Source organism: Kerstersia gyiorum (assembly GCF_004216755.1).
Classification (GTDB): domain Bacteria; phylum Pseudomonadota; class Gammaproteobacteria; order Burkholderiales; family Burkholderiaceae_B; genus Kerstersia; species Kerstersia gyiorum.
The window spans coordinates 548,551-567,968 of record NZ_SGWZ01000002.1; the positions used below are offsets into that span (position 1 = coordinate 548,551).

Genomic DNA, 19,418 nt, shown 5'->3' on the forward strand with positions numbered 1-19,418 from the left:
GCCAGTCTAAGTCGATGGCTGGCCAGGCGGAATCCCGAAAACGGAAAAGCATCCTTTCCGTTTTGCAGGGCTGCAGGGGATCGTGTGCCGGGCTTGATGGCCGGCATGCGGTTGGCCGTGGTAAATACAGGGATCAGCCCGGCATGGCTGCCGCGAACCCGTGTGGCAAGCCGGGCCGGGCCACGCAGGAGTGCGCATCATGAAGAAATTACCGGATCTTGAAGCCTGGGCCATTTTCGCCAAGGTGGCGCAGACCGGCTCGTTTGCCAGAACGGCTGCCGAGCTGTCGCTGTCGCAGGCAACGGTGTCCAAGGCAGTGGCGCGGCTGGAAGGCCGTATGAATACCATGCTGTTTCACCGCACTTCGCGCCGCATTTCCCTGACTGAAAGCGGCCAGGCGGCACTGGAGCGGGCGGAACGCATCCTGGCCGAGGGCGAGGCAGTGGAAGCGGAAATGGCGGAGCAGTCCTCCGCCTTGCGTGGTCTCATCCGGATTTCCGCGCCCATGTCCTTTGGTATCGAACGCCTGGCGCCCCTGCTGCCGGCATTCATGCTGCAGCATCCGGAAGTGGCGCTGGACATCCAGTTCGACGATCGTCATGTGGACCTGGTGGCGGAAGGGTTCGATATGGCGCTGCGCATCGCGAATCTTGAAGACTCCAGCCTGCTGGCGCGCCATCTGTGCCGCGTGCGCATCTTGCTGGTGGGGGCGCCAGCTTATTTCCAGGCTCATGGCCGTCCCCGGCATCCGCGTGAGCTCGCGGCGCATCAGGCCTTGCAGTACAGCTATGCGCCCGGGGGCGCGAACTGGCGCTTCCGGCACGCGGTGCAAGGAGAATTCACGCAGGCCGTGCCGCTGCGGTTGCGGGTCAATAACGCCGATGCACTGACTCCTGCCTTGCTGGCTGGGCTGGGTGTGGCCTTGCAGCCCGAGTTCCTGGCCTGGCAGCAGTTGCAGTCCGGCCAGCTTGAAACCGTGATGGACGACTGGCTGGTAGCGCCGCTGGCCTTGCATATCGTTGCGCCCCCGGGGCGGCGGCGGCCCGCCCGGGTACAGGCCTTCATGGATTATCTGGCGCAACGCTTCCTGCAGGAACCCTGGGCGCAGCCGCCCGCAAGCCTGGCGACATCGTTGCTTGCGCACCCGGGCATTTAGCGCTTTGCCTGCATGGCGGCCTGGCGGGCACGCCGCGATGACGCTGCACCGCCGCAGGCGTCGGCCAGGCAGGCCAGGATAGCGCAGACGGTGAGCGTCGGGCCCAATGCCTGGGCCTGTCCGGCCAGCCACATGCCTGCACCGATCAGCAGGTAATACAGCAGGCCGAAAAGGGCACCGGCGGTACCCAGGCAGTGGCCGTAAGCATGCAGGGCCGCGCCCAGCAGGTTGGGAATGGCCATGCCATAGGCCAGGACGATCAGCGTCAAAGGCAGCAGGAGCCATACGCTGTCCTGCAGCAGCCAGACCGCGCTGCCCGCAAGCAGCATCAGCATGATGGCGCACCGGACCAGGGTGGTGCCAGGGTGACCAGCCGCGAGCAGGCGGCGATTGACCCAGGCGCCGAGCGCTGCGCCAGCCGCAAGCAGGGCGCCGCTATAGCCATAAAGCGCTTCGGACAAGCCTAGCCGTGCAAACAGGAAAGGGCCGGTAGCGTAGTAGCTGAACATGGCGATATTGAACAGGGCGACCAGCCCGGCCGCCTGCCAGATGTCGCGATCGCGCAGCATCAGTTGCAGCGTGGGCCACAGCGGCGCTGGCCGCGCCTGCCCGAGCCGCGTTTCCGGCAGGCGGCGCGCGGTCCAGCCCAGCAGCAGCAGGGCTGTGGCCATCAAGGCCAGCAGGACGCCCTGGTAGCCTTGCCAGCGTGTCAGCGCCGCGCCGGCAAACAGGCCCAGCGCGGGGCTGAGCGCCAGCGCCATGCCGACCAGCGAGAAGACGCTGCCCAGTGCCGGTCCCTGGAATCGGTCGCGCAGCACGGTCTGGACGCCGATGGAGCAGGTGGCGATGCCCAGTGCCGCCAGGCCCTGGCTGGCCAGCAGCATGCCGAAACTGGTGGCGCCCAAACCGGCGGCCGTGGCGGCCGTGAACAGCAGCAGGCCGGCCATCAGCGCGGGACGGCGGCCAAGAGAATCGCAAAGCCGGCCCCAGAGCACGACGCCCAGGGCGAAGCAGAGGAAATAGACGCTGAGTACTTGCGCTGCCGCGCTGGGCGGAATGCCGAAAGATTGAGAGAAATCCGTGAGTGCGGGGCTGTAGAGGGTTTGCGCCAGTTGGGGGAACATCAGAACGATGACCGCCCAGGCGACGAGATGCCGATGTGGCACGGGCTGGCTCCTGGAATGATGAGGTCTGTCATTCTGATCGCAGCAGCATGTTCCGATTATGCATGTTTGGACATAAAATAACTGAAATCGGACAATCTTGGCGGGGCTGCCCGAATTGGGCATGATCCGTTACCAGAGAAAACACTTGTATGACATGGATTGCCCCCAGCGCGATTTTTGATGCAGACGCCCATGCGGCGCCGGTGGTCGGCATTGCCTCGGAACTGGCCGACCACGACTCCGGCATGCACAGCCACGCACGTGGCCAGCTTTTGTATGCCCGTCAGGGATGTATAAGAATCGTGTTGGACGGCAAACTCTGTCTGATGCCGCCTTCCCGGGCGGTGTGGATTCCACCGCATATCCTGCACCAGGCCATGATGACTCGCATCGTGGACTACCGTTCCCTGTATTTTCGGCCTGATATGGCAGTCCAGATGCCGGCGGACGTGCGGGTCATTGAAGTCAGCGATTTGCTGCGGGCCGTGCTGGAGCCCATGGCGCTGGCGCCGTTCGAGCAGGAATGGGGCCATGGCCGATACGCGCATTTGCTGGCCTTGTGCATGGATGAGATCGGCTGTGCCAGTATCCAGCCCATGTTGCTGCCTATGCCTGCCGATCGCCGTCTTGCCGGGTTGCTCAGGCAATCGGAAAAACTGCCGCCGGCGCTGCACGCGCTGGAGCAACGCGTCGGCGCCAGTGGCAAGACCATCAGCCGCATTTTCCGCAAGGAAACCGGTATGGGCTACCAGCAATGGCGGCAACAATGGCGGCTGATGCGGGCGATGGAATGCCTGGCGACCGGCAAAACCATTGCAGCAACGGCTGCGGAATTGGAATTTTCCAGCGACAGTGTGTTTATCGCCTTTTTCCGCAGTATGGTGGGCCAGACGCCGGGGGAATATTTCCGTGCCTTGCCCACCTCGCCGGCAGAGGCACGCCGCCGGCGTCTGTGACATGCGGCCGGCGGGGCGGCAGGGTCAGGGGATTCAGTCTGCCGTGTAGTCCAGCGGCGGATGTGACATCTGTTTGCCCAGCACGCCGGCGACCGCCAGCAGGAAACTCAGGCCGCGCCGCACATCTTCGTCGCGTGCCATGCGGACCAGTCCGAACAGCGTGGGGGTTTCCTTCATTTGCGATACCTGGGCATTGGCCATGCGCACGGCATTGCCGGCGGTCCAGAGCGCGCCCGTGGTTTCCTCGTAGGCCTTGGCCAGCTTTTCGATCATGTAGGCGTCGCTCATGTCCACCAGATCGGCGGTGACGGACAGCAGGTCTACGATGCGATTCAGGCGGCGGCCGGCCAGCAGGGGTTCGAGTTTGCCGACGAGTTCGGCCAGGCCCTGCATCGCGGCTTCGTCTTTAAGCAGGCTGTCGACCTGGGGTTGGGCGTGGACTTGTGCTTGAGAGTTGTCAGTGGACGTCATGATGAGGCTCCGTTACGGGAATTAGGGTAGGGACCTTGGCGGCTTTCAGGCTTACACCAGGCCGCGTGCCACGGACCAGTACAGACCGCGATTGAACCCCTTGCGCATCAGGCCGCCCAGTTTGTTGGGCGGCGTGGGCTTGACGTCCACGTGGTAGTCGTACCAGAGCGGCATGCCGTCTTCCAGGCCCATTTGCGCGATTGCCACGACGCGTCCGTCATAGGCATCGCAAGGATGGCCAAAGCGTATTTCGGATGCGACGTTATTGACCACGACAGGCGACTGGCTGTGGCATGAGCCGCCGGCCTTGCTCACCGGCAGGTCTACCGTATCGCCCAGGACGTACACATTCTCCAGGCCATAGACCTGCATGGTTTCATGGTTGGTAGGCAGCCAGCCTTCGCCGTCCAGCGCTTCGGAAATGCCGGTGCGCTGCACGGCGTCCACGGCGCGGATGGGCGGCGTGGCCATCAGGATGTCGAAGTTTTCGTCCTTGCCTTCGGCGGAATAGGCGATTTTCCGGTCCGGGTCCACGTGGTCCAGTGTGAAACCACGTTGATACTTGATGCCACGTTGTTCGAAGATGGTCGGCAGGACTTCGCAGGTATCTTTCTGCAGGAACAGGCAGTTGCGCAGCAGTTGGGAGACCGTGGGGTAGGTGTAGACGATTTCCACCCTGTCGCGTACGCCGCGCTTGCGCAGCAGGTCGTCGAGCATCAGCGTGGTTTCGATGGGTGCGATGCCGCATTGGTGCGGGACATTGGGCGTTTTGGGGAAGGTGACGGTAATGAAGATACGGCCTTGTTCAATGGTGCTCAGCTTCTCCGCCAATTGACGCGCCGGTGCATGCTGGTAGAAATGGTCGCCGGCTTCCTTGAGCCCCTCGATGCGTTCGGGCGAAGGTATACACCCGGTGGAGATGATCAGGTGGTCATAGCCCACCAGGCGTCCGCTCTTGCAGCGTACCCGGCTGGCCTTGAACTCGAATTCTTCGACCTCTTCGATATGGAAGTCCACTTCCGGGCGCAACAGGCTGCGCTGGGGGCGGCGCAGTTCGTCGCGGAAAAAGCTGTTGAACGCGACATACATGAAGGCCGGTTTGTAGTAGTGCCAAGGGGAGTTCGATAGCATTGTGACCTGCACTTTGCCGGAACGGATTTCAGGGTATAGCTTGGTCACCAGGTGGTTGGCGGTCATCGTGCCGCCTATGCCCCCGCCTATGATCAAAATGCGATGTGCCATGGAACGCTCCTCAGGGTGGTAAAGCTCGGAACGGATGTCCGCTCCGATGCCAGGGAAATCAGGTCATCAGCGACTGCCAGGTGTTGTGCCAGAGCTCGTCTATGTAGCGTGCGAGAGGCTCGGCGATCACGCCATCAAGCCGCAGACAGACCATGCGGATGGCCGCGCCGTACATCATGGAAGCTGCCACGATGGGTTCCATGGCGCGGATTTCGCCGGCTTCTATGCCCTGGAAGACGAAATTGCGCATGCGCACGAAAGGCATGGCCGAACAGATCGACGGTTCGCCGGGCAGGAACTCCTGGTGACGTGCATGGACGACGAAGGACATCACGTCAGGCTCGGTTTCGGTCAATTCGAACAGCATGCGTACGACGGCCTGGCAGCGCTCGCGGGCTGTTGCATGCGTGGCTTCTATGTCATCGAGCAGGGCATTCATGCTGGTGATCAGATGCTGGTAGAGCGCATGAGCCAGGCCTTGCTTGTCGGAAAAGTGGTGGTACATGAAGCCCACCGAGACATTCGCTGCGCTGCCGATGTCGTGAATGGACGTACTGAAATAGCCTTTCTCGGTGAAGAGCCGCAGGGCCGCGCGCAGCGTGGCCACATGGCGGGAACCCAGTTCTGGGAAAAGCGTCAGGGAAACGGGAGAGGAAATAGTGCTGTTCATGGCGCGTCGGAAAATCAGAACGAACATTCGTTCTGTCTTGGTTTTAAAATTAGCAAAATAAGTATAAATAGGACAGCTGGGGTTTTCGCTATGAGTATGAGGGCGGCCTTCTGATGCGGGCCGGAGCAGCGAGGGAAGACAGGGAAGGGGTTGCTTGCAGCCGCGGGTGGCACAGCCTGCAAGGAAAGTCAGTGCATCATGCTTTTGCAAAGAATGCGGCGTCGGCTTGTAATTGCGGGGAAATGTGCTCGTCCACCCATTCCAGCCAGACGCGCGTTTTCGCATCGACAAACGAGCGCGACGGCAGCATGGCGAATACGCCGATATCCGGCGAGCGCCAGTCGGGCAGCACGCGCAGCAGGCGCCCGCTGCGAATGGCGTCAATAACAGTGAAAAGCGGCAGCAGGGTGATGCCAGCGCCGCGCATTGCCATTTCCAGCAGCAGTTCCGGCGTATCGGCAACCAGGGGCCCCTGGGGCTCGAAGGCATGGCTTTCGTCCTGGCTATTGGTCAGTTGCCAATCCGTGGATATGGATGGATTGACCACGCGCAGGCAGTCATGCTCGCGCAGTTCGGTCGGCAGATCGGGCTGGCCGCGCTGCTGGATATAGTGTGGCGAGGCGCACAGGATGGAAAACGTCGTGCCCAGGCGTTTGGCGGTCAGCCCGGAATCCGTCAGGGATTCCGCCAGATACAGGCTGACGTCCACGCCATCGGCCAGCAGGTCGGGAAAATGCTGCGAGGTACTGTAGTTGACGACCAGGCCGGGGTACTGGGCGCAGAACTCAGCCAGCATGGGGGCGACATAATGCAACCCGAAACTGGCCATGCTCTGCAATCGTAGCCGTCCCTGCGGCTTGGTGGCCGCGCCGGCCGCGCTGGCTTCCGCTTCTTCCACCAACGCGATGATTTCCCGGCAGCGGGCGGCATAGTCGCTGCCCACGTCGGTCAATACCCGGCTACGGGTAGTGCGTTGCAGGAGTTTCGCGCCCAGGCGGCGTTCCAGGTCGGCGACCAGCCGCGATACCTGCGCCGTGGTCAGTTCCATTTGCTCGCCTGCGGCGGTGAAACTGCCACTATCCACGACACGTAAGAATGCGCGCATGGCGTGGATGACGCCGGATTCCAGATTTCTGCTCATTTCGACGATGCCAGTCTGAAAGGAATGGTTTGTTTATTACTAACTTAGGAATTTTTTCCCTGCCGCCAGAATGGACGGTGTTACCGGGAAGCTATGCACAGATGATGCGGATATCCCGGATATTCCGTTTCTGAAGACGGCTATTTTTACATATTATGCAAATATGTTTTTAATGTGACACGGTTGTGAGCCCTTCAAGAATGGACCACAATGCGCGCCATCTGTATGGCTTTGGAACTTCTGCATGACCACGCGCCCAAGCGCAAGCCCCGGCCATCCGCATGGGGACCAGCGAGGCAGTGACCTCTTGACGCCGCAGGCATCGTTCCCGGAAGCCCGGCGGCGGGCGCGGCTTCATTTTGATGGCCTTGATTGCAGTCCATCGCTCATGCGCGGCGCACAAAGGTTTGAACACCGTGTTTCCGGCCTCATGTGCCAGTTGGTACTGGTCAGAACACCGGATTCCCCGACCAGGAGCGACTTGTTGCCGACGTTTGCTCCAGTCCAGCGTCCGTTGCGGACGCGACATATGGGTATGGTCATGAATGCCTTGCCAATCGTCGGTTCTTTTGCTGTCTGTCCCTGTAGGGGCGGCTTTGCCGATGGTGTTTCCGGACCTGCGCACCGGTAATACCAACATCCAATAGCGATCTCCCGCGTACCGAACGCCCAGGGTTCGGCGCATTCGTACAATTAAAGAGAATAGAAGTAACTATTATGAAGATTACCAGACGGAAACTTCTGATTGGCGCGGGCGCCGGTGTGGTTGTCGCTGGCGGTGCCGCAGTGACCCCGATGCTGCTGCGCGATAGCGTGCTGGAAGCAACGACTTCGCGCGCGCTGCCTGTGGCTGGCGACGACACGTTGCCGGCCAGCGCGGACGTGGTAATCGTCGGCGCCGGTATGATCGGCGTGGCCACTGCGTTGTACCTGGCCGAGCGCGGCCTGTCGGTAGTGATTTGCGAAAAGGGCGTGATCGCGGGTGAACAGTCCAGCCGCGCCTATGGCCAGGTTACGAGCTATGGCCTGGACGGCATTACCGAACTGATCCAGCATAGCAAGTACCTCTGGCGCGGCATGAACGAGAAAATCGGTGCCGACACCAGCTACCGTTCTTATGGCCGCGTGCAGGCATGCGCCAACGACGAAGATGTGGCCAAGGTCGAAGCTTGGCTGGCAGAAGCCCGGCACCAGGCGCCGGAACACGCCCCCATCCGCGCGCGCTTCATTGAAGGCGCTGAGCTGGAAGAGCGTCTGCCGGGTGCACGTACGCCGTGGAAAACCGCCTTCCTGCAGGAAGACGACGGCAGTATCGAGCCGGCAATCGGCGCTTCGATGCTGGCCCGCTATGTGCAAACCCAGGGTGTGAAAATCGTCACGAACTGCGCGGTGCGTGGTTTTGAAACTGAAGGTGGCGCCGTGTCGGGCGTCATTACGGAGAAGGGCCCGATCCGCGCCAAGACCGTGGTGGTCGCCGGGGGCTACTGGTCGCGCTTGTTCTGCGGCAACGCCGGCATCAACCTGCCGCTGCTGCCGGTTTATCTGTCGCAACAGCGTATCAGCGATGTCGCGGGCGCGCCGCCTGCTTGCGGCCACGCCGGTATCGTCGTGTGGCGCAAGGAAGTTGATGGCAGCTATTCCAATGGCCCGCGTTACCTGACCGCCCCCATCATCCGCGACAGCTTCGCGCTGGCTGCCGATTTCCTGCCGCACCTGCCCAAGCATCTGGGCGGTCTGCACATGGATCTCGCTCTCAATCGCGACCTGGTGCGCTCCTTCCAGACGCCGCGTTCGTGGAAAATGGATGAAGTCAGCCCCTTCGAACTGGCTCGCGTCACGGCACCCACGCCCAACAACGAATTGCTGGACACCTCCCTGTCCTGGCTGCGTGGCGAATTCCCGGTATTCGAAAACGCCAAGGTCGTCGAGCGCTGGGGCGGTGTGGTCAACGTGGCCAACGATTTGATCCCGGTGATTTCCGACATCGAAAGCGTGCCTGGCCTGTTCGTGTCCTCGGGCTTTGACTTTGGCCTGACCCAGGGGCCGGCAGCCGGTCAGTTGATGGCTGATATGATCACCGGCGAGACGCCTAAGGTCGACCCGAAACCCTTCCACCTCAGCCGTCTGCTGTAAGGATGCGAGGCCTAGCTTTAACCAGGAGATGTTTATGACAGGAATGCTGAAGAAAACCGCCGCTGCCGTTCTGGTAGCGGGTGCTGCGCTTTCCGGCGCAGCGGTTGCTGCTGACAATGTCGTGCGCCATGGCGCTGGCAGTTTCCCGATCTCTTCCGCCGTTGAAGTGCCGGCGGGGAAAACGGTGGTCTACCTGAGCGGTAAAGTGCCCGAAGTGAGCCACCCCGACCAGCCCAAGGATTCCCTGGCTGCCTATGGCAATACCAAGGAACAGACTATCAGCGTGCTGAACCAGACCAAGCAGCATCTGGAAAGCCTGGGGCTGAGCATGGCAGACGTCGTGAAGATGCAGGTGTTCCTGGTCGGTGGCCCGGAAAATGACGGCAAGATGGACTTTGCCGGTTTCATGGAAGGTTACACGCAGTTCTACGGTGATGCGGCCAAGCAACCTGTGCTGCCGGCCCGCTCGGCCTTCCAGGTCGCAGCGCTGGCGCATCCGGCATGGCGCGTTGAAATCGAGGTGACGGCAGTCCGTCCGTAGCTACCCGGGCGGTTTGAGTCAGGCAAGCGGCTTCAGTGCGCGCAGCCAGGGCGATACCGCTCTGGCTGCCAGGCGGGAGCCGTAATCATGGCCGCTGGTGTTTGTCGCACCAGCGGCCATTTTCATGTCTGCAAGAGAGGGGCGTCAGGATGGTGTGCCTGTTCGGCGTGGATGGCACCGACTGATAGCAGGCGCCTTGCTTCCCGGCAGGCTATCGCGGTTCTGATGTGCGCGAGAGTCTGCGCAGGATGGATGGCGAAAGGGAGGCGGGCCTGGCGGGCGGCTGGAACGCGGCAGCGTGCCATCAGCGTGAGTGGGGCAGCGCCGTGGCGGGCGAACGGTAGATGTTGTAGCCCAGGGTGTCGGCAACCGCGGCTATCATCTTTTGTCCGCGCACACTGTTCCCGAACTCGTCCAAGGGCGGAGAAAATGCCGCAATGGCCAGCACGCCGGGAACCACGGCCAAAAGACCGCCGCCAACGCCACTTTTGCCGGGCAGACCGACGGTATATGCCCAATCTCCAGAGCTGTCGTACAGCCCTTCCATGGTCATGTCAGCCAGAATGCGCGGGGTGTTTTCCGCCTGCAGTACCCGTTTGCCGCTGAAGGGATGAAGGCCGCCGCTGGCCAGCGTGGCGCCGATGGTGGCCAGTTCCAGGCAGTCGAGCAAGGTCGAACACTGGCGTGTATAGACATCGCAAGCCTCCATGGGGTCGCAGTACATATAGCCGGCAGAGTGCAGCAGCCAGGCGATGGCGCGATTATGGGCGTTGGTGCTCTGTTCCGACTCATTCAACTCGGCAGACAACGCAATCTCACCCGAACCCAGCTGTTGCTGAATGGCAAGAATGCGCTGCCAGCGTTCTTCCACCGAGCCGGCTTTCACCAGGCTGGCCGTGGCGATGGCGCCCGCGTTGACCAGAGGAGAAAGCGGTTTTCCTGCATGCAGTTCCAGCGCCATGATGGAGTTGAAAGGCAGGCCGGTCGCATCCGCGCCTATTTTTTCCTGCACGGTATCGTGCCCCCAGTCTTCCAGAGCCAATGCCAGGGTGCAGACCTTGGAAATGGATTCAAGGGCAAAACGGTAGCGCACATCGCCAGCGCAATACTGGCTGCCGTCTATGCCGACAACCGCCAGCGCGGAGAGTTTGTCAGGAACTTGTGCCAGAAAAGGGATGTAATCGGCATTGGCGCCGCCGGGCAGTTGTCCGAACGCCTGGAAGGCGTCATCAACGGCACGCTGGATGGAAGGGGGCGTTGGCATAGCGACTGCTCCGGGAAGGGAATATCCAGGGCCACGAGCCGAAAAGCTGCCCGTTTGTCCTGGCTGGCTGGAACAACTGGGCAATGGCGGTTGCCGGGGAGGTCAGCGGGTCAGGAAACCGTCGCCGTTGCGGTCCTGGCGATGGAAATCATTCATGACCGCAATGATGAACTCCTCACGTGAAATTCTGCCGTTTTTATCTGTATCCACCAGGTCGAATTCACTGGCAGTAAAGACCGGCGCAGCCTCTTCGCGACTCAGGGCCCCATTGCCTTGGGTATTCAGTTTGTCAAAGGCGTGTTCCATGAAAACACGGTACTCCGCTTCGCTGATTTTGCCGTCCTGGTTGGTATCGAGCTGCTTGAATACGCTTTCATCCAGTTGGACAACCGGTGCTTGTGCCAGCGCGACATTGACGGAAAACGGCAGGGCCAGCGCCAGGGACAGGAATAATTTCTTTGCTTTCATGTTGTGCCGCCTCGCTTATTTGCAACCCAATTGATTACCGGCATAGCTGCCCGCGCCTGCGCCCGCGACCGTGGCAATGGTCTTGCCCGTGCCGCCGCCGACCATACTGCCCAGCAGGCCGCCGACCACAGCGCCACCCACCGTGCCGGCAATGCAGTCGAATTCCGACTGCGCCTGCGGGCTGTTCATGCTTTGGCAGCCGCCCAGTGCCAGACTGGTCGAGAACAGTGCCATGGCTAAGAAAGTGCTTCTTTTCATAGATACGTACTCCACGCAATGGATAGCGGACTGCCGGGAAATGAACCTTGAAGCGAATGACTCATTCAAAGCATAGACTGCAGTGCTGTGAAAGAGAAGGCCTATTTGCAAAGGGTTTGATTGTTCGCCGCATTTCCGGAAATTTGTTTGGCAATGCGTTATTCAGCGTTGCACAGACTTTCCCGATGCCACGCTGGCAATATCAGGAATTGTCAATTTTTTAGATTCGAAGAGAGGGTTCAGATTGCATTGCCGTGTTTTTGTCAAGCGAAGGGAGTCCTGCATGATCGCGCCAATGGTTTAGAGCAAAGTTTTCCAGAAAACTGAGCGCTCAGTGAATCAATTACGCTCGTCATCATGATTGCAGAACAAGCGGCAGACATGATCAAGGCGGATGCGCGCCGTTGAGCCTGTGGCGTTGTACCGATCCAGCGTCTACTGATCAAGGGTGGTGGATTACCATGGCGAACGGGCCAGGCAGTGCGGGGGAAGAAACAGGGCAGGGTGTTCGCAGGCGGGGAATTGGAAATGGTCTAGGCAGCCGCAGGTGCCAGACGTTCAACGGGACGTACGGAAAGCGGAGGGAATGGCGCCCGCCGCTGTGGTGGCAGGCGCCTGTGAGCCTTGATGGTGCGACTGTTTTTCTAGCGAGGCCGGGTGCCCGTGGCGCCGCCTGCAGAGATATGACGATTGCGCCAGAATGCCAGGCCGGCGCAAAGCGCCAGGGCGGCCAGGATGGAGGCAATGGCCATCAGGTTGCTGGTGGCGAGGCTATAGAGGAAACCCAGCATGATCAGCGAGACAATCGCGAGGGTCAGCAGCAGGAATCCTGCGCCCAGATGAATCCTGGCGCGCATGCGCCAGGCAGCGATGAGAACAAAAAAGTAGCTGGCCAGGAACGTGAAGCTGACAACATCGGCCAGCACGCTGACATCGAAGCAGAGCGCCAGGACGGCGATGGCGATACTGATCACGACATTACCGGACGAAGCGTTGCGCCACAGCGGACGATTGAGGGCGGCAGGAATTTCCCGGGACTGGCCCATGCTGTCCAGGGTATTGAACAGTGAAAAAATCGTCGCATTGATGGCTGACGATGTGGCTAGCAATGCGCCGGCCGACACCATCACGAAGCCTGTTGCACCCAGCACGGGATAGGCGGCATAGGCAATTGACGTCTCCGCGTACTGGCGCAGCTGCGCCATGGAGAGGCTGGATGCCAGAATGATGGCAAGGGCGACATACAACAGCATGGTGATGCTGATGGCCAGAATGAAGGCCAGGGGCATGGTGCGTGCAGGATTTTTTACCTTATCCGCCGCATTGGTCATCATATTGAAGCCGGCGTAGGCGAAAAAGGTCAGCCCCAGACTGGAAAAAATCGGATCGGCTCCCGGCAGAGGAGAAGGAATCAGGCTGGTCGGTTTGAGCTGAACCGCGCCCGCAATAATGAAGATGAGCAGAATGCCCAGTTTCAGAATGACCAGCAGCGATTCGGTACGTCCGACAGCGTGATTGCTGTACATATTGAGCAAGGCCAGGAGCACGATGATGCCCAGGGTATAGGCCAGGCCCAGAAGTGCCAGATTGGCATGGCCGGGATGCAGCCACTGTGCTGCGTACAGGCCGAAGGCGCGTGCGACCAGCGCAATGGTCAGAATCAGCGTGCCGATATAGAGAAAAGACAGGGTAATGACCAATGGCCGAGAAAAAGCGGCCCGGAAATAGTCGATCAAACCTCCGTTGGTCGGGTAATACACTGATAGCCGGGCATAGGCATAGCCGATCAGAAGTGAGACCACACCCGCCAGACCGAAGGAAAACCAGGTAAAGGTATCCATCAATTCCGCGACCTGTCCGATCAGCACGAAAATACCCGCGCCGACCATTGCCCCAATACCAATGGAAATGACGTCAATCAGATTCAGCGTTTGTTTTGATTGATGGGTTGCCACGTGTACCCTGCCAAAAAGTAAAAAGCCCCGGCGGGAGCGAGAGAACGGGCATACCTTGAGATGGGCATGATCTCAGTGTTGTACTCGACTCGCCCGTGGGAGGCAATGGGCATGAGTCAGTGCATGTTGCCCCAGGCGTATTGGTACTCAAGGCTTGAGGTCCGCCATTTTTTTTCCTGCCGCTTCTAGTCCCCAAGAACTCGCCGTGCCAGGGCTGACGGTGGCGACGCCGGGCCGGCTGCGCCACCGTCAGCTCAGTCAGTCCAGATGGGGATGCTGGTCCACCAGTTTCTGGCGGCGTTTGCGCAGCAGCTCTATCCTTTCTTCCAGTTCGACGATTTCGGCCTCGACATCTTCCACGCTTTGTTCGATGTTTTCATAGGCTTCCTGCAGCAGCACACGGGCTTCCTGGCGGCTGGATGCGTTGGGGGTGTCGCCGCGTAGCGGCCGGTTGGCCGTCTCGGGCAGAAAGAAGGCCGTGATCAGGCCGACGACTGCCGCTGCCATCAGGTAGTAGGCCGGCATCATCAGGTTCTGGGTTTCTTCCACCAGCCAGGCAGCGACAGTCGGGGTCAGGCCTGCAATGATGACGGCCACGTTGAACGAGCTGGCCAGCGCGCTGTAGCGGATGCGCGTGGGGAAGAGCGCGGGCAGTGTCGATGCCATGACACCGGTCAGGCAGTTGAGCAGCGCCGCCAGGCAGAGCAGGCCCAGGAAGATGGTGCCAGTATTGTCGCTGCCTATCATGCGGTAGGCCGGGATGGCGAGCAGCAGCAGACCGAGGCTGCCGATCAGCAGGAAAGGCTTGCGCCCGACCTTGTCGCTGATGAAGCCGACCAGTGGTTGCACGAACAGCATGCCTATCATCACCACGATGATGATGAGCACGCCATGGCCTTCGGAATAGCCCAGGCTGCTCGACAGGTAGGTAGGCATGTAGGTCAGCAGCATGTAGTAGGTGACGTTGGTCACCAGTACCATACCGACGCAGATCAGCAGCGCCTTGCGGTAGCGCGTGAAAATCTCGCGGAAGGAGATGCTGGGACGCTCCTTGATGGCATCGCGGTCGTCCTTCTCCATGCGTTCGAGCTGTTGCGCGAAGGCCGGGGTTTCTTCTGCTGCATGGCGCAGGTACAGGCCCAGCAGTCCCAGCGGACCGGCGACGAAGAAGGGCACGCGCCAGCCCCATTCGAGGAAGCGCCCGTCGCCCAGGATGGTTTGCAGCAGCACCACCATGCCTGCGCCCAGGACAAAGCCCGCAATCGACCCGAAGTCCAGCCAGCTGCCCAGGAAGCCGCGCCGCCTGTCGGGGGCATATTCCGCCACAAAAATGGCGGCGCCGGTGTATTCGCCGCCGACCGAGAAGCCTTGCGCGACCTTGCACAGCAGCAACAGGACAGGGGCCCACAGGCCGATGCTGTCATAGGAGGGGATCAGGCCGATGCAGAAGGTGCTGATGGCCATGATGATGATGGTCAGCGACAGGACTTTCTGCCGCCCGAAGCGGTCGCCCATGACACCGAAGAACAGGCCGCCCAGCGGACGGAACAGGAACGGGACCGAGAATGTGCCCAGTGCGGCGATGGTTTGCACGGCAGGCGAGGCATCCGGGAAAAATACCTTGCCCAGCGCAAAGGCGACAAAACCGTACACCCCGAAGTCGAACCACTCCATCGCATTGCCCAGCGCGGCAGCGGTCACGGCTTTCTTGAGTTTGCTATCGTCGATGACGGTAATGTCGTTGATGCCCAGAGGGCGCGGCGCGGGTGGGGCAGAGGCTGTTTTGCTCATGTATCTGCTTCCTGTTTCTGTACGCCATATCCGCATATCGGCGGGGTATTGCCGCCAGGCGTTGCCGGCGCGGGCGGGTATGGCGCTTGTTCACACTGCCTCGATGGGGCAGCAAAAACGAGGGGGCGCAGGCCTGGCACGCCACAGCATGCGTTACCACGTCCGAGCTGTCCGGGATGGACTATCCGCGACCGGTTGCCGTCATGAAATCGGGCCTGCTCATTATATAAGAGAGGGGTGAAAGTGACTGTTCCCGCGTGTATCGGGCATCCTGTTACAGCAGATGTAAATTCCCGCCATCAACGCGCCATGGTTATTGATGCTGAACTAATATGACGGCACATGACAAGAACGGAGATCTGCATGTTTGTGCCCAGATTGATGTGCGGCGCCCTGGCATTGCTTGCCCTGGGATGCGTGGTTCCCGCGGCGCAGGCCGCCAGCGAAGGCCTGACTGCCAGAGTGGTCGAGCAGGTGGAGCTCACCGTTCCTGATGCGGAGCAGGCCGCCGCAGCAACAGTTACGCGTCATCACGCAGAGCGGTGCTTTGACAAGGTGAGAGCGGTGCTGGTGGGCCTGGAAAGCCGTGCCAGCGGCCTGAAGCTTGACGAATTCGTTGATGCCGGTCTGGTGCAGCGTGGCTCCGATGAGTGGGAAGTGCTGGAACTCGGCTATCGGCTGGATGTGCCGACGGACCGGAAACTGAAAGACTTCTTCATGACGTGCCTGGACAAACAGGACTGACCTGCCCGGGGGGCTGGCTCCGGCGGCAAGCCGGGATGGCGTGAGCGCGGCCAGGCTGGTCGCGCTCACGCTGTGCGTCATGCCAGGCGCACCAGCTGGTCGCGGAACTGGCGCGCCTTGTGGCGATAGCTGGCGGCGTTATCCAGCAATAGCCCGCGGCTGACCTCATCCAGTTCCCGTACCACCCGTGCGGGAGCACCGACGATCAACCGGCCAGGCTCGAAAGCCCGGTGCTCGGGCACCAGGGCGCCCGCGCCGACCAGGCTTTGAGCGCCTATCACGGCGCCATTGAGGACGACGGCCTGTATGCCGATCAGGCATGCGTCGCCAATGGTGCAACCATGCAGCATGGCCTGGTGGCCGACGGTAACATCACTGCCTATTGTCAGTGGCAGGCCGGGGTCGGCGTGCAGGATGGCGCCATCCTGGATGTTGCTGCCCGCGCCGATCCAGATGCGCGCGTTGTCCGCGCGCAGCACGGCGCCGGGCCATATCGACACGTTTTCCCCGATCACGATATCTCCGATCAGGACGGCATGCTCGGAAACATAGGCGCTGGAGGCAATGTCCGGGCGCAGGTTGCCGAGTTGATAGATCGCCATGGCTTCTCCCGTGTTGATAGGCCGTGCGTTCAGGCCAGGGCTTGCTGGTCTGCCTGGGCCAGCCGGGCCTGCACATCTTTCTTGGCTACCTTGCCATAGGCAGACTTGGGCAGGTTTTCCCAGTACACGAAGCGCCTGGGCCATTTGTATTTGGCCAGGCGGCCATCGAGGAACTGGATCAACTGCGCTTCGGTGACGGCGCAGCCAGGCTTGGGCACGATGACTGCCACGCCCAGTTCGCCCCATTTCGGATCGGGCAGGCCGACTACCGCGACTTCATGCACGGCCGGGTGGGTCAGCAGTGTTTCTTCTATTTCGCGCGGGTAGACGTTGGAGCCGCCGGAAATGTACATGTCGGAAGCGCGTCCGGTAATGTAGAGATAGCCTTCGTCATCAAGATGCCCCAGGTCGCCCGTGTGAAACCAGTCGAACCGGAAGGCCTTCTCGTTGGCTTCGGGATTGTTGTCATAGCCAGCCATGACTGCCTGGCCCCTGACGCAGATTTCCCCGGTCTGGCCCGCTGGCAGCCGCGCGCCCTGGTCGTCCAGGATGACGATATCTATGCCGGTGCGTGCATAGCCGCAGGTGCCGAAACGGGTGAAGTTGGCGTCTTCGGCTTCATGCAGGGCAGGAGGCAGTACGGTAATGTTGCCCGTGACTTCGCCCAGGCCGTAATACTGCACCAGCACCTTGCCCAGTTTCTCCAGGGCGTGCTTCTGGTCTGCGCGGTACATGGGGGCGCCGGCGTAGATCACATAGCGCAGGCTGCTGTGGTCGTAGCGGTCCACGGCATCGTGTTCAGTGAGCATCTTGATGATGGTCGGTACTGTGAACATATTGTCGACGCGGTGCTGCTGCACCAGCTGCCACGTTTCTTCGGCATCCAGCCGTTCGCTGGCAGGCAACACGCTGGCGGCGCCTCGCGCGGTATTGACCAATGCATGGATGCCGGCCCCGTGCGACAGCGGCGCGACGACCAGCGAGCGCGAACGGTGCGTGAGGCCGGGCATCAGGTCAGCCAGGTGGTTGGTGATGACGAATGCCATCTGGCCATGCGTCAGCGTGCCGGCCTTGGGGTGGCCGGTCGTGCCCGAGGTATAGAAGAACCAGAGCGGCGTATCGCGGTCCACGTCGGCGGCAATGAAGGGCTCGGTGCATGGCGTGGCGAGCAGCTCGTCGTAGGCGATTTCGTTGGCGCGTGGCGTCCCCAGGGACAGCACGTGGCGCAGCGCGGGGTTCTCGGCGCGGATGGCGTCCACGTGGGCCTCGAAGCCGGAGTCGTAAATCATGACATTCGCTGCGCTGGATTTTCCCAGGTAGGCGGCTTCAGGCGGGGCGATGCGGTAATTGGTCGGCACCCAGATCGCGCCCAGCTTGAACGCGATATAGGCGCTTTCGAACAGCGGCAGGTTGTTGCGGGAGTGCACCAGTATCCTGTCTCCGGCCTGGACGCCGGCCTGGCGCAGTTGGGTGCAGATTGTGTCCACACGCTGATTGATCTCATGCCATGTATAGCTGCGGTCCGGGGTGATGAACCCGGGTTCCTGGGCATGGCGGCGGGCGACTTGCGTGAGCATATCGCCCAGATTCATGACTGTGGTGAGCATGATGAGTCTCGGAATCAAGAAAAAATGGGCTGCATGGAAGCGCCGGTGGGCGCAGCGGCAGGTCAGCGGGTGCGTTCCAGGATGCTGAGGTAGTTGGTAACGGCGGCGCCTCCCATATTGAAGACGCCCGCCAGTACCGGTTTGGGCAATTGCATGTCGCCGGCTTCGTGGGCAAGCTGCATGGCGGCCATGACGTGCATGGAGACGCCTGTGGCGCCTACTGGGTGGCCCTTGGCCTTGAGGCCGCCGGACGGGTTGACCGGCAACCTGCCGGTCTTTTCGCTGATGCCTTCGGCAATGACACGTTCACCCTGGCCGGCTGGCGCCAGCCCCATGGCTTCATATTCCATCAACTCGGCGATGGTGAAGCAGTCATGGGTTTCCACGAAAGACAGGTCGTCCAGGCTCAGTCTGGCTTGTTCCAGCCCGCGTGCCCAGGCCTGCCTGGCGCCGCTCAGTTCGGTGATGTCGCGGCGCGAGAGCGGCAGGAAATCCGTCACCTGGACTGCGGCGCGCAAGCCGATTGCCACGCGTGCCGTGGCGGCTACATCTGCGCTCGTCAGGATCAGCGCAGCGGCGCCATCGGAGATGGGCGAGCAATCGGTGCGCTTCAGCGGGCCGGCCACGTAGGGATTTTTCTCGGAAGGGGTGCGGCAGAAGTCGTAGTCGAAATCCTTGTGGAAATGGGCGTAGGGATTGGACAGCGCATTGCGGTGGCTCTTGCTGGCGATCCGGGCCAGGGCATCCGATTTATCGCCGTAGCGCTCGAAATAGGCGCTGGCAATCTGTCCGAAAATGCCGGCGAAACCACCAGGTACATGGGCTTCTTCCCTGGCATACGAGCATTTCTGCAGGATGGCGCCAACTTCCGCAGTCGTCAGTGCCGACATTTTTTCGTAGCCGACAACCAGCGCCACCTTGCTGCGCCCGGAACGAATGGCGTCGATGGCGCTGTACACCGCGGCGGAACCGGTGGCGCAGGCATTTTCGCAACGTACCGTCGCGGCAAAGCGTAGGTCAGGCTGGGAGTTGAGAATCAGCGCAGAAGGGAAGTCCTGGTAGACCAGGCCGCCATTGAAGGTGCCGATATGCACGGAGTCTATGTCGGCCGCTTCGATGCCTGCGTGGTCGATGGCGCCGGCAGCCGCGTCGGCGATCATGGTCTCGATATCCATCTGCAGCTTGCCGAAAGGCAGGTGTTTCCAGCCAATAATCTGAGGATTCACTGTGAGGTTCCTTGTGGGAGGGGACGG

The 19,418-nt window shown here is 61.1% G+C and carries 18 protein-coding genes; 5 read left to right on the top strand and 13 right to left on the bottom strand.

Annotated features, from left to right (window positions below):
* Nucleotides 1-199: 199 nt before the first annotated feature.
* Nucleotides 200-1,156 (top strand): LysR family transcriptional regulator, encoded by a 957-nt coding sequence (locus tag EV679_RS08800; RefSeq protein WP_068367972.1) that lies wholly within the window; start codon nucleotides 200-202, stop codon nucleotides 1,154-1,156.
* On the opposite strand, the gene EV679_RS08805 is transcribed toward EV679_RS08800, so the two are convergent.
* On the bottom strand, nucleotides 1,153-2,322 hold the full coding sequence (locus tag EV679_RS08805) for an MFS transporter (RefSeq protein ID WP_130486991.1): 1,170 nt from the start codon (nucleotides 2,320-2,322) through the stop codon (nucleotides 1,153-1,155). The two genes, EV679_RS08800 and EV679_RS08805, sit on opposite strands and share 4 nt — an antisense overlap.
* Nucleotides 2,323-2,471: 149 nt before the next feature.
* On the opposite strand from EV679_RS08805, the gene EV679_RS08810 reads away from it, so the two are divergent.
* A complete protein-coding gene (locus EV679_RS08810; RefSeq protein WP_068367968.1) occupies nucleotides 2,472-3,278 on the top strand; it encodes an AraC family transcriptional regulator in 807 nt (268 codons plus the stop codon).
* Nucleotides 3,279-3,311: 33 nt separating this feature from the next.
* On the opposite strand, the gene EV679_RS08815 is transcribed toward EV679_RS08810, so the two are convergent.
* From EV679_RS08815 to EV679_RS08830, 4 genes are all read right to left on the bottom strand, one after another.
* Nucleotides 3,312-3,749: a DUF1641 domain-containing protein gene (locus EV679_RS08815; RefSeq protein WP_068367965.1), complete on the bottom strand. Its 438-nt coding sequence runs from the start codon at nucleotides 3,747-3,749 to the stop codon at nucleotides 3,312-3,314.
* 51 nt (nucleotides 3,750-3,800) lie between these two features.
* On the bottom strand, nucleotides 3,801-4,991 hold the full coding sequence (locus EV679_RS08820; protein ID WP_068367962.1) for an NAD(P)/FAD-dependent oxidoreductase: 1,191 nt from the start codon (nucleotides 4,989-4,991) through the stop codon (nucleotides 3,801-3,803).
* A 58-nt stretch (nucleotides 4,992-5,049) separates the two neighbouring features.
* Entirely contained in the window at nucleotides 5,050-5,688 is a 639-nt protein-coding gene (locus EV679_RS08825; RefSeq protein WP_242611449.1) for a TetR/AcrR family transcriptional regulator, read from the bottom strand.
* A gap of 169 nt (nucleotides 5,689-5,857) precedes the next feature.
* Entirely contained in the window at nucleotides 5,858-6,802 is a 945-nt protein-coding gene (locus EV679_RS08830; protein WP_130486992.1) for a LysR family transcriptional regulator, read from the bottom strand.
* Nucleotides 6,803-7,519: 717 nt separating this feature from the next.
* Between EV679_RS08830 and EV679_RS08835 the strand changes: the two genes are divergently transcribed.
* Both EV679_RS08835 and EV679_RS08840 read left to right on the top strand, forming a co-directional pair.
* Nucleotides 7,520-8,935, top strand: coding sequence for an NAD(P)/FAD-dependent oxidoreductase (locus EV679_RS08835; protein ID WP_068367952.1), 1,416 nt, complete (start codon nucleotides 7,520-7,522; stop codon nucleotides 8,933-8,935).
* Nucleotides 8,936-8,978: 43 nt separating this feature from the next.
* Nucleotides 8,979-9,476, top strand: coding sequence for a RidA family protein (locus tag EV679_RS08840; protein WP_165390009.1), 498 nt, complete (start codon nucleotides 8,979-8,981; stop codon nucleotides 9,474-9,476).
* A 304-nt stretch (nucleotides 9,477-9,780) separates the two neighbouring features.
* Here EV679_RS08840 and glsA read toward each other — a convergent pair whose 3' ends face one another.
* The 5 genes from glsA to proP form a co-directional block, all read right to left on the bottom strand.
* Complete coding sequence (gene glsA, locus EV679_RS08845; protein WP_068367950.1) at nucleotides 9,781-10,740, bottom strand: glutaminase A; 960 nt, start codon at nucleotides 10,738-10,740, stop codon at nucleotides 9,781-9,783.
* A gap of 102 nt (nucleotides 10,741-10,842) precedes the next feature.
* The gene (locus EV679_RS08850; protein WP_068367945.1) at nucleotides 10,843-11,208 is read right to left on the bottom strand and encodes an EF-hand domain-containing protein; all 366 of its coding nucleotides are present in this window, start codon (nucleotides 11,206-11,208) and stop codon (nucleotides 10,843-10,845) included.
* A gap of 15 nt (nucleotides 11,209-11,223) precedes the next feature.
* A complete protein-coding gene (locus EV679_RS08855) occupies nucleotides 11,224-11,466 on the bottom strand; it encodes a glycine zipper 2TM domain-containing protein (protein WP_130486993.1) in 243 nt (80 codons plus the stop codon).
* A 644-nt stretch (nucleotides 11,467-12,110) separates the two neighbouring features.
* Nucleotides 12,111-13,421, bottom strand: coding sequence for an APC family permease (locus EV679_RS08860; protein ID WP_068367941.1), 1,311 nt, complete (start codon nucleotides 13,419-13,421; stop codon nucleotides 12,111-12,113).
* Between the two features lie 258 nt (nucleotides 13,422-13,679).
* A complete protein-coding gene (gene proP / locus EV679_RS08865) occupies nucleotides 13,680-15,212 on the bottom strand; it encodes a glycine betaine/L-proline transporter ProP (RefSeq protein ID WP_130486994.1) in 1,533 nt (510 codons plus the stop codon).
* 363 nt (nucleotides 15,213-15,575) lie between these two features.
* On the opposite strand from proP, the gene EV679_RS08870 reads away from it, so the two are divergent.
* Complete coding sequence (locus EV679_RS08870; RefSeq protein WP_130486995.1) at nucleotides 15,576-15,956, top strand: hypothetical protein; 381 nt, start codon at nucleotides 15,576-15,578, stop codon at nucleotides 15,954-15,956.
* Nucleotides 15,957-16,033: 77 nt separating this feature from the next.
* Here EV679_RS08870 and EV679_RS08880 read toward each other — a convergent pair whose 3' ends face one another.
* The 3 genes from EV679_RS08880 to EV679_RS08890 form a co-directional block, all read right to left on the bottom strand.
* Nucleotides 16,034-16,558 carry a gamma carbonic anhydrase family protein gene (locus tag EV679_RS08880; RefSeq protein ID WP_068367935.1) on the bottom strand — a complete coding sequence of 175 codons (525 nt, stop codon included), beginning with the start codon at nucleotides 16,556-16,558 and terminating at the stop codon, nucleotides 16,034-16,036.
* Between the two features lie 29 nt (nucleotides 16,559-16,587).
* Nucleotides 16,588-18,165, bottom strand: coding sequence for an acyl-CoA synthetase (locus tag EV679_RS08885; protein ID WP_130486996.1), 1,578 nt, complete (start codon nucleotides 18,163-18,165; stop codon nucleotides 16,588-16,590).
* Between the two features lie 62 nt (nucleotides 18,166-18,227).
* Nucleotides 18,228-19,391 (bottom strand): acetyl-CoA acetyltransferase, encoded by a 1,164-nt coding sequence (locus EV679_RS08890; RefSeq protein WP_083969418.1) that lies wholly within the window; start codon nucleotides 19,389-19,391, stop codon nucleotides 18,228-18,230.
* Nucleotides 19,392-19,418: the final 27 nt, after the last annotated feature.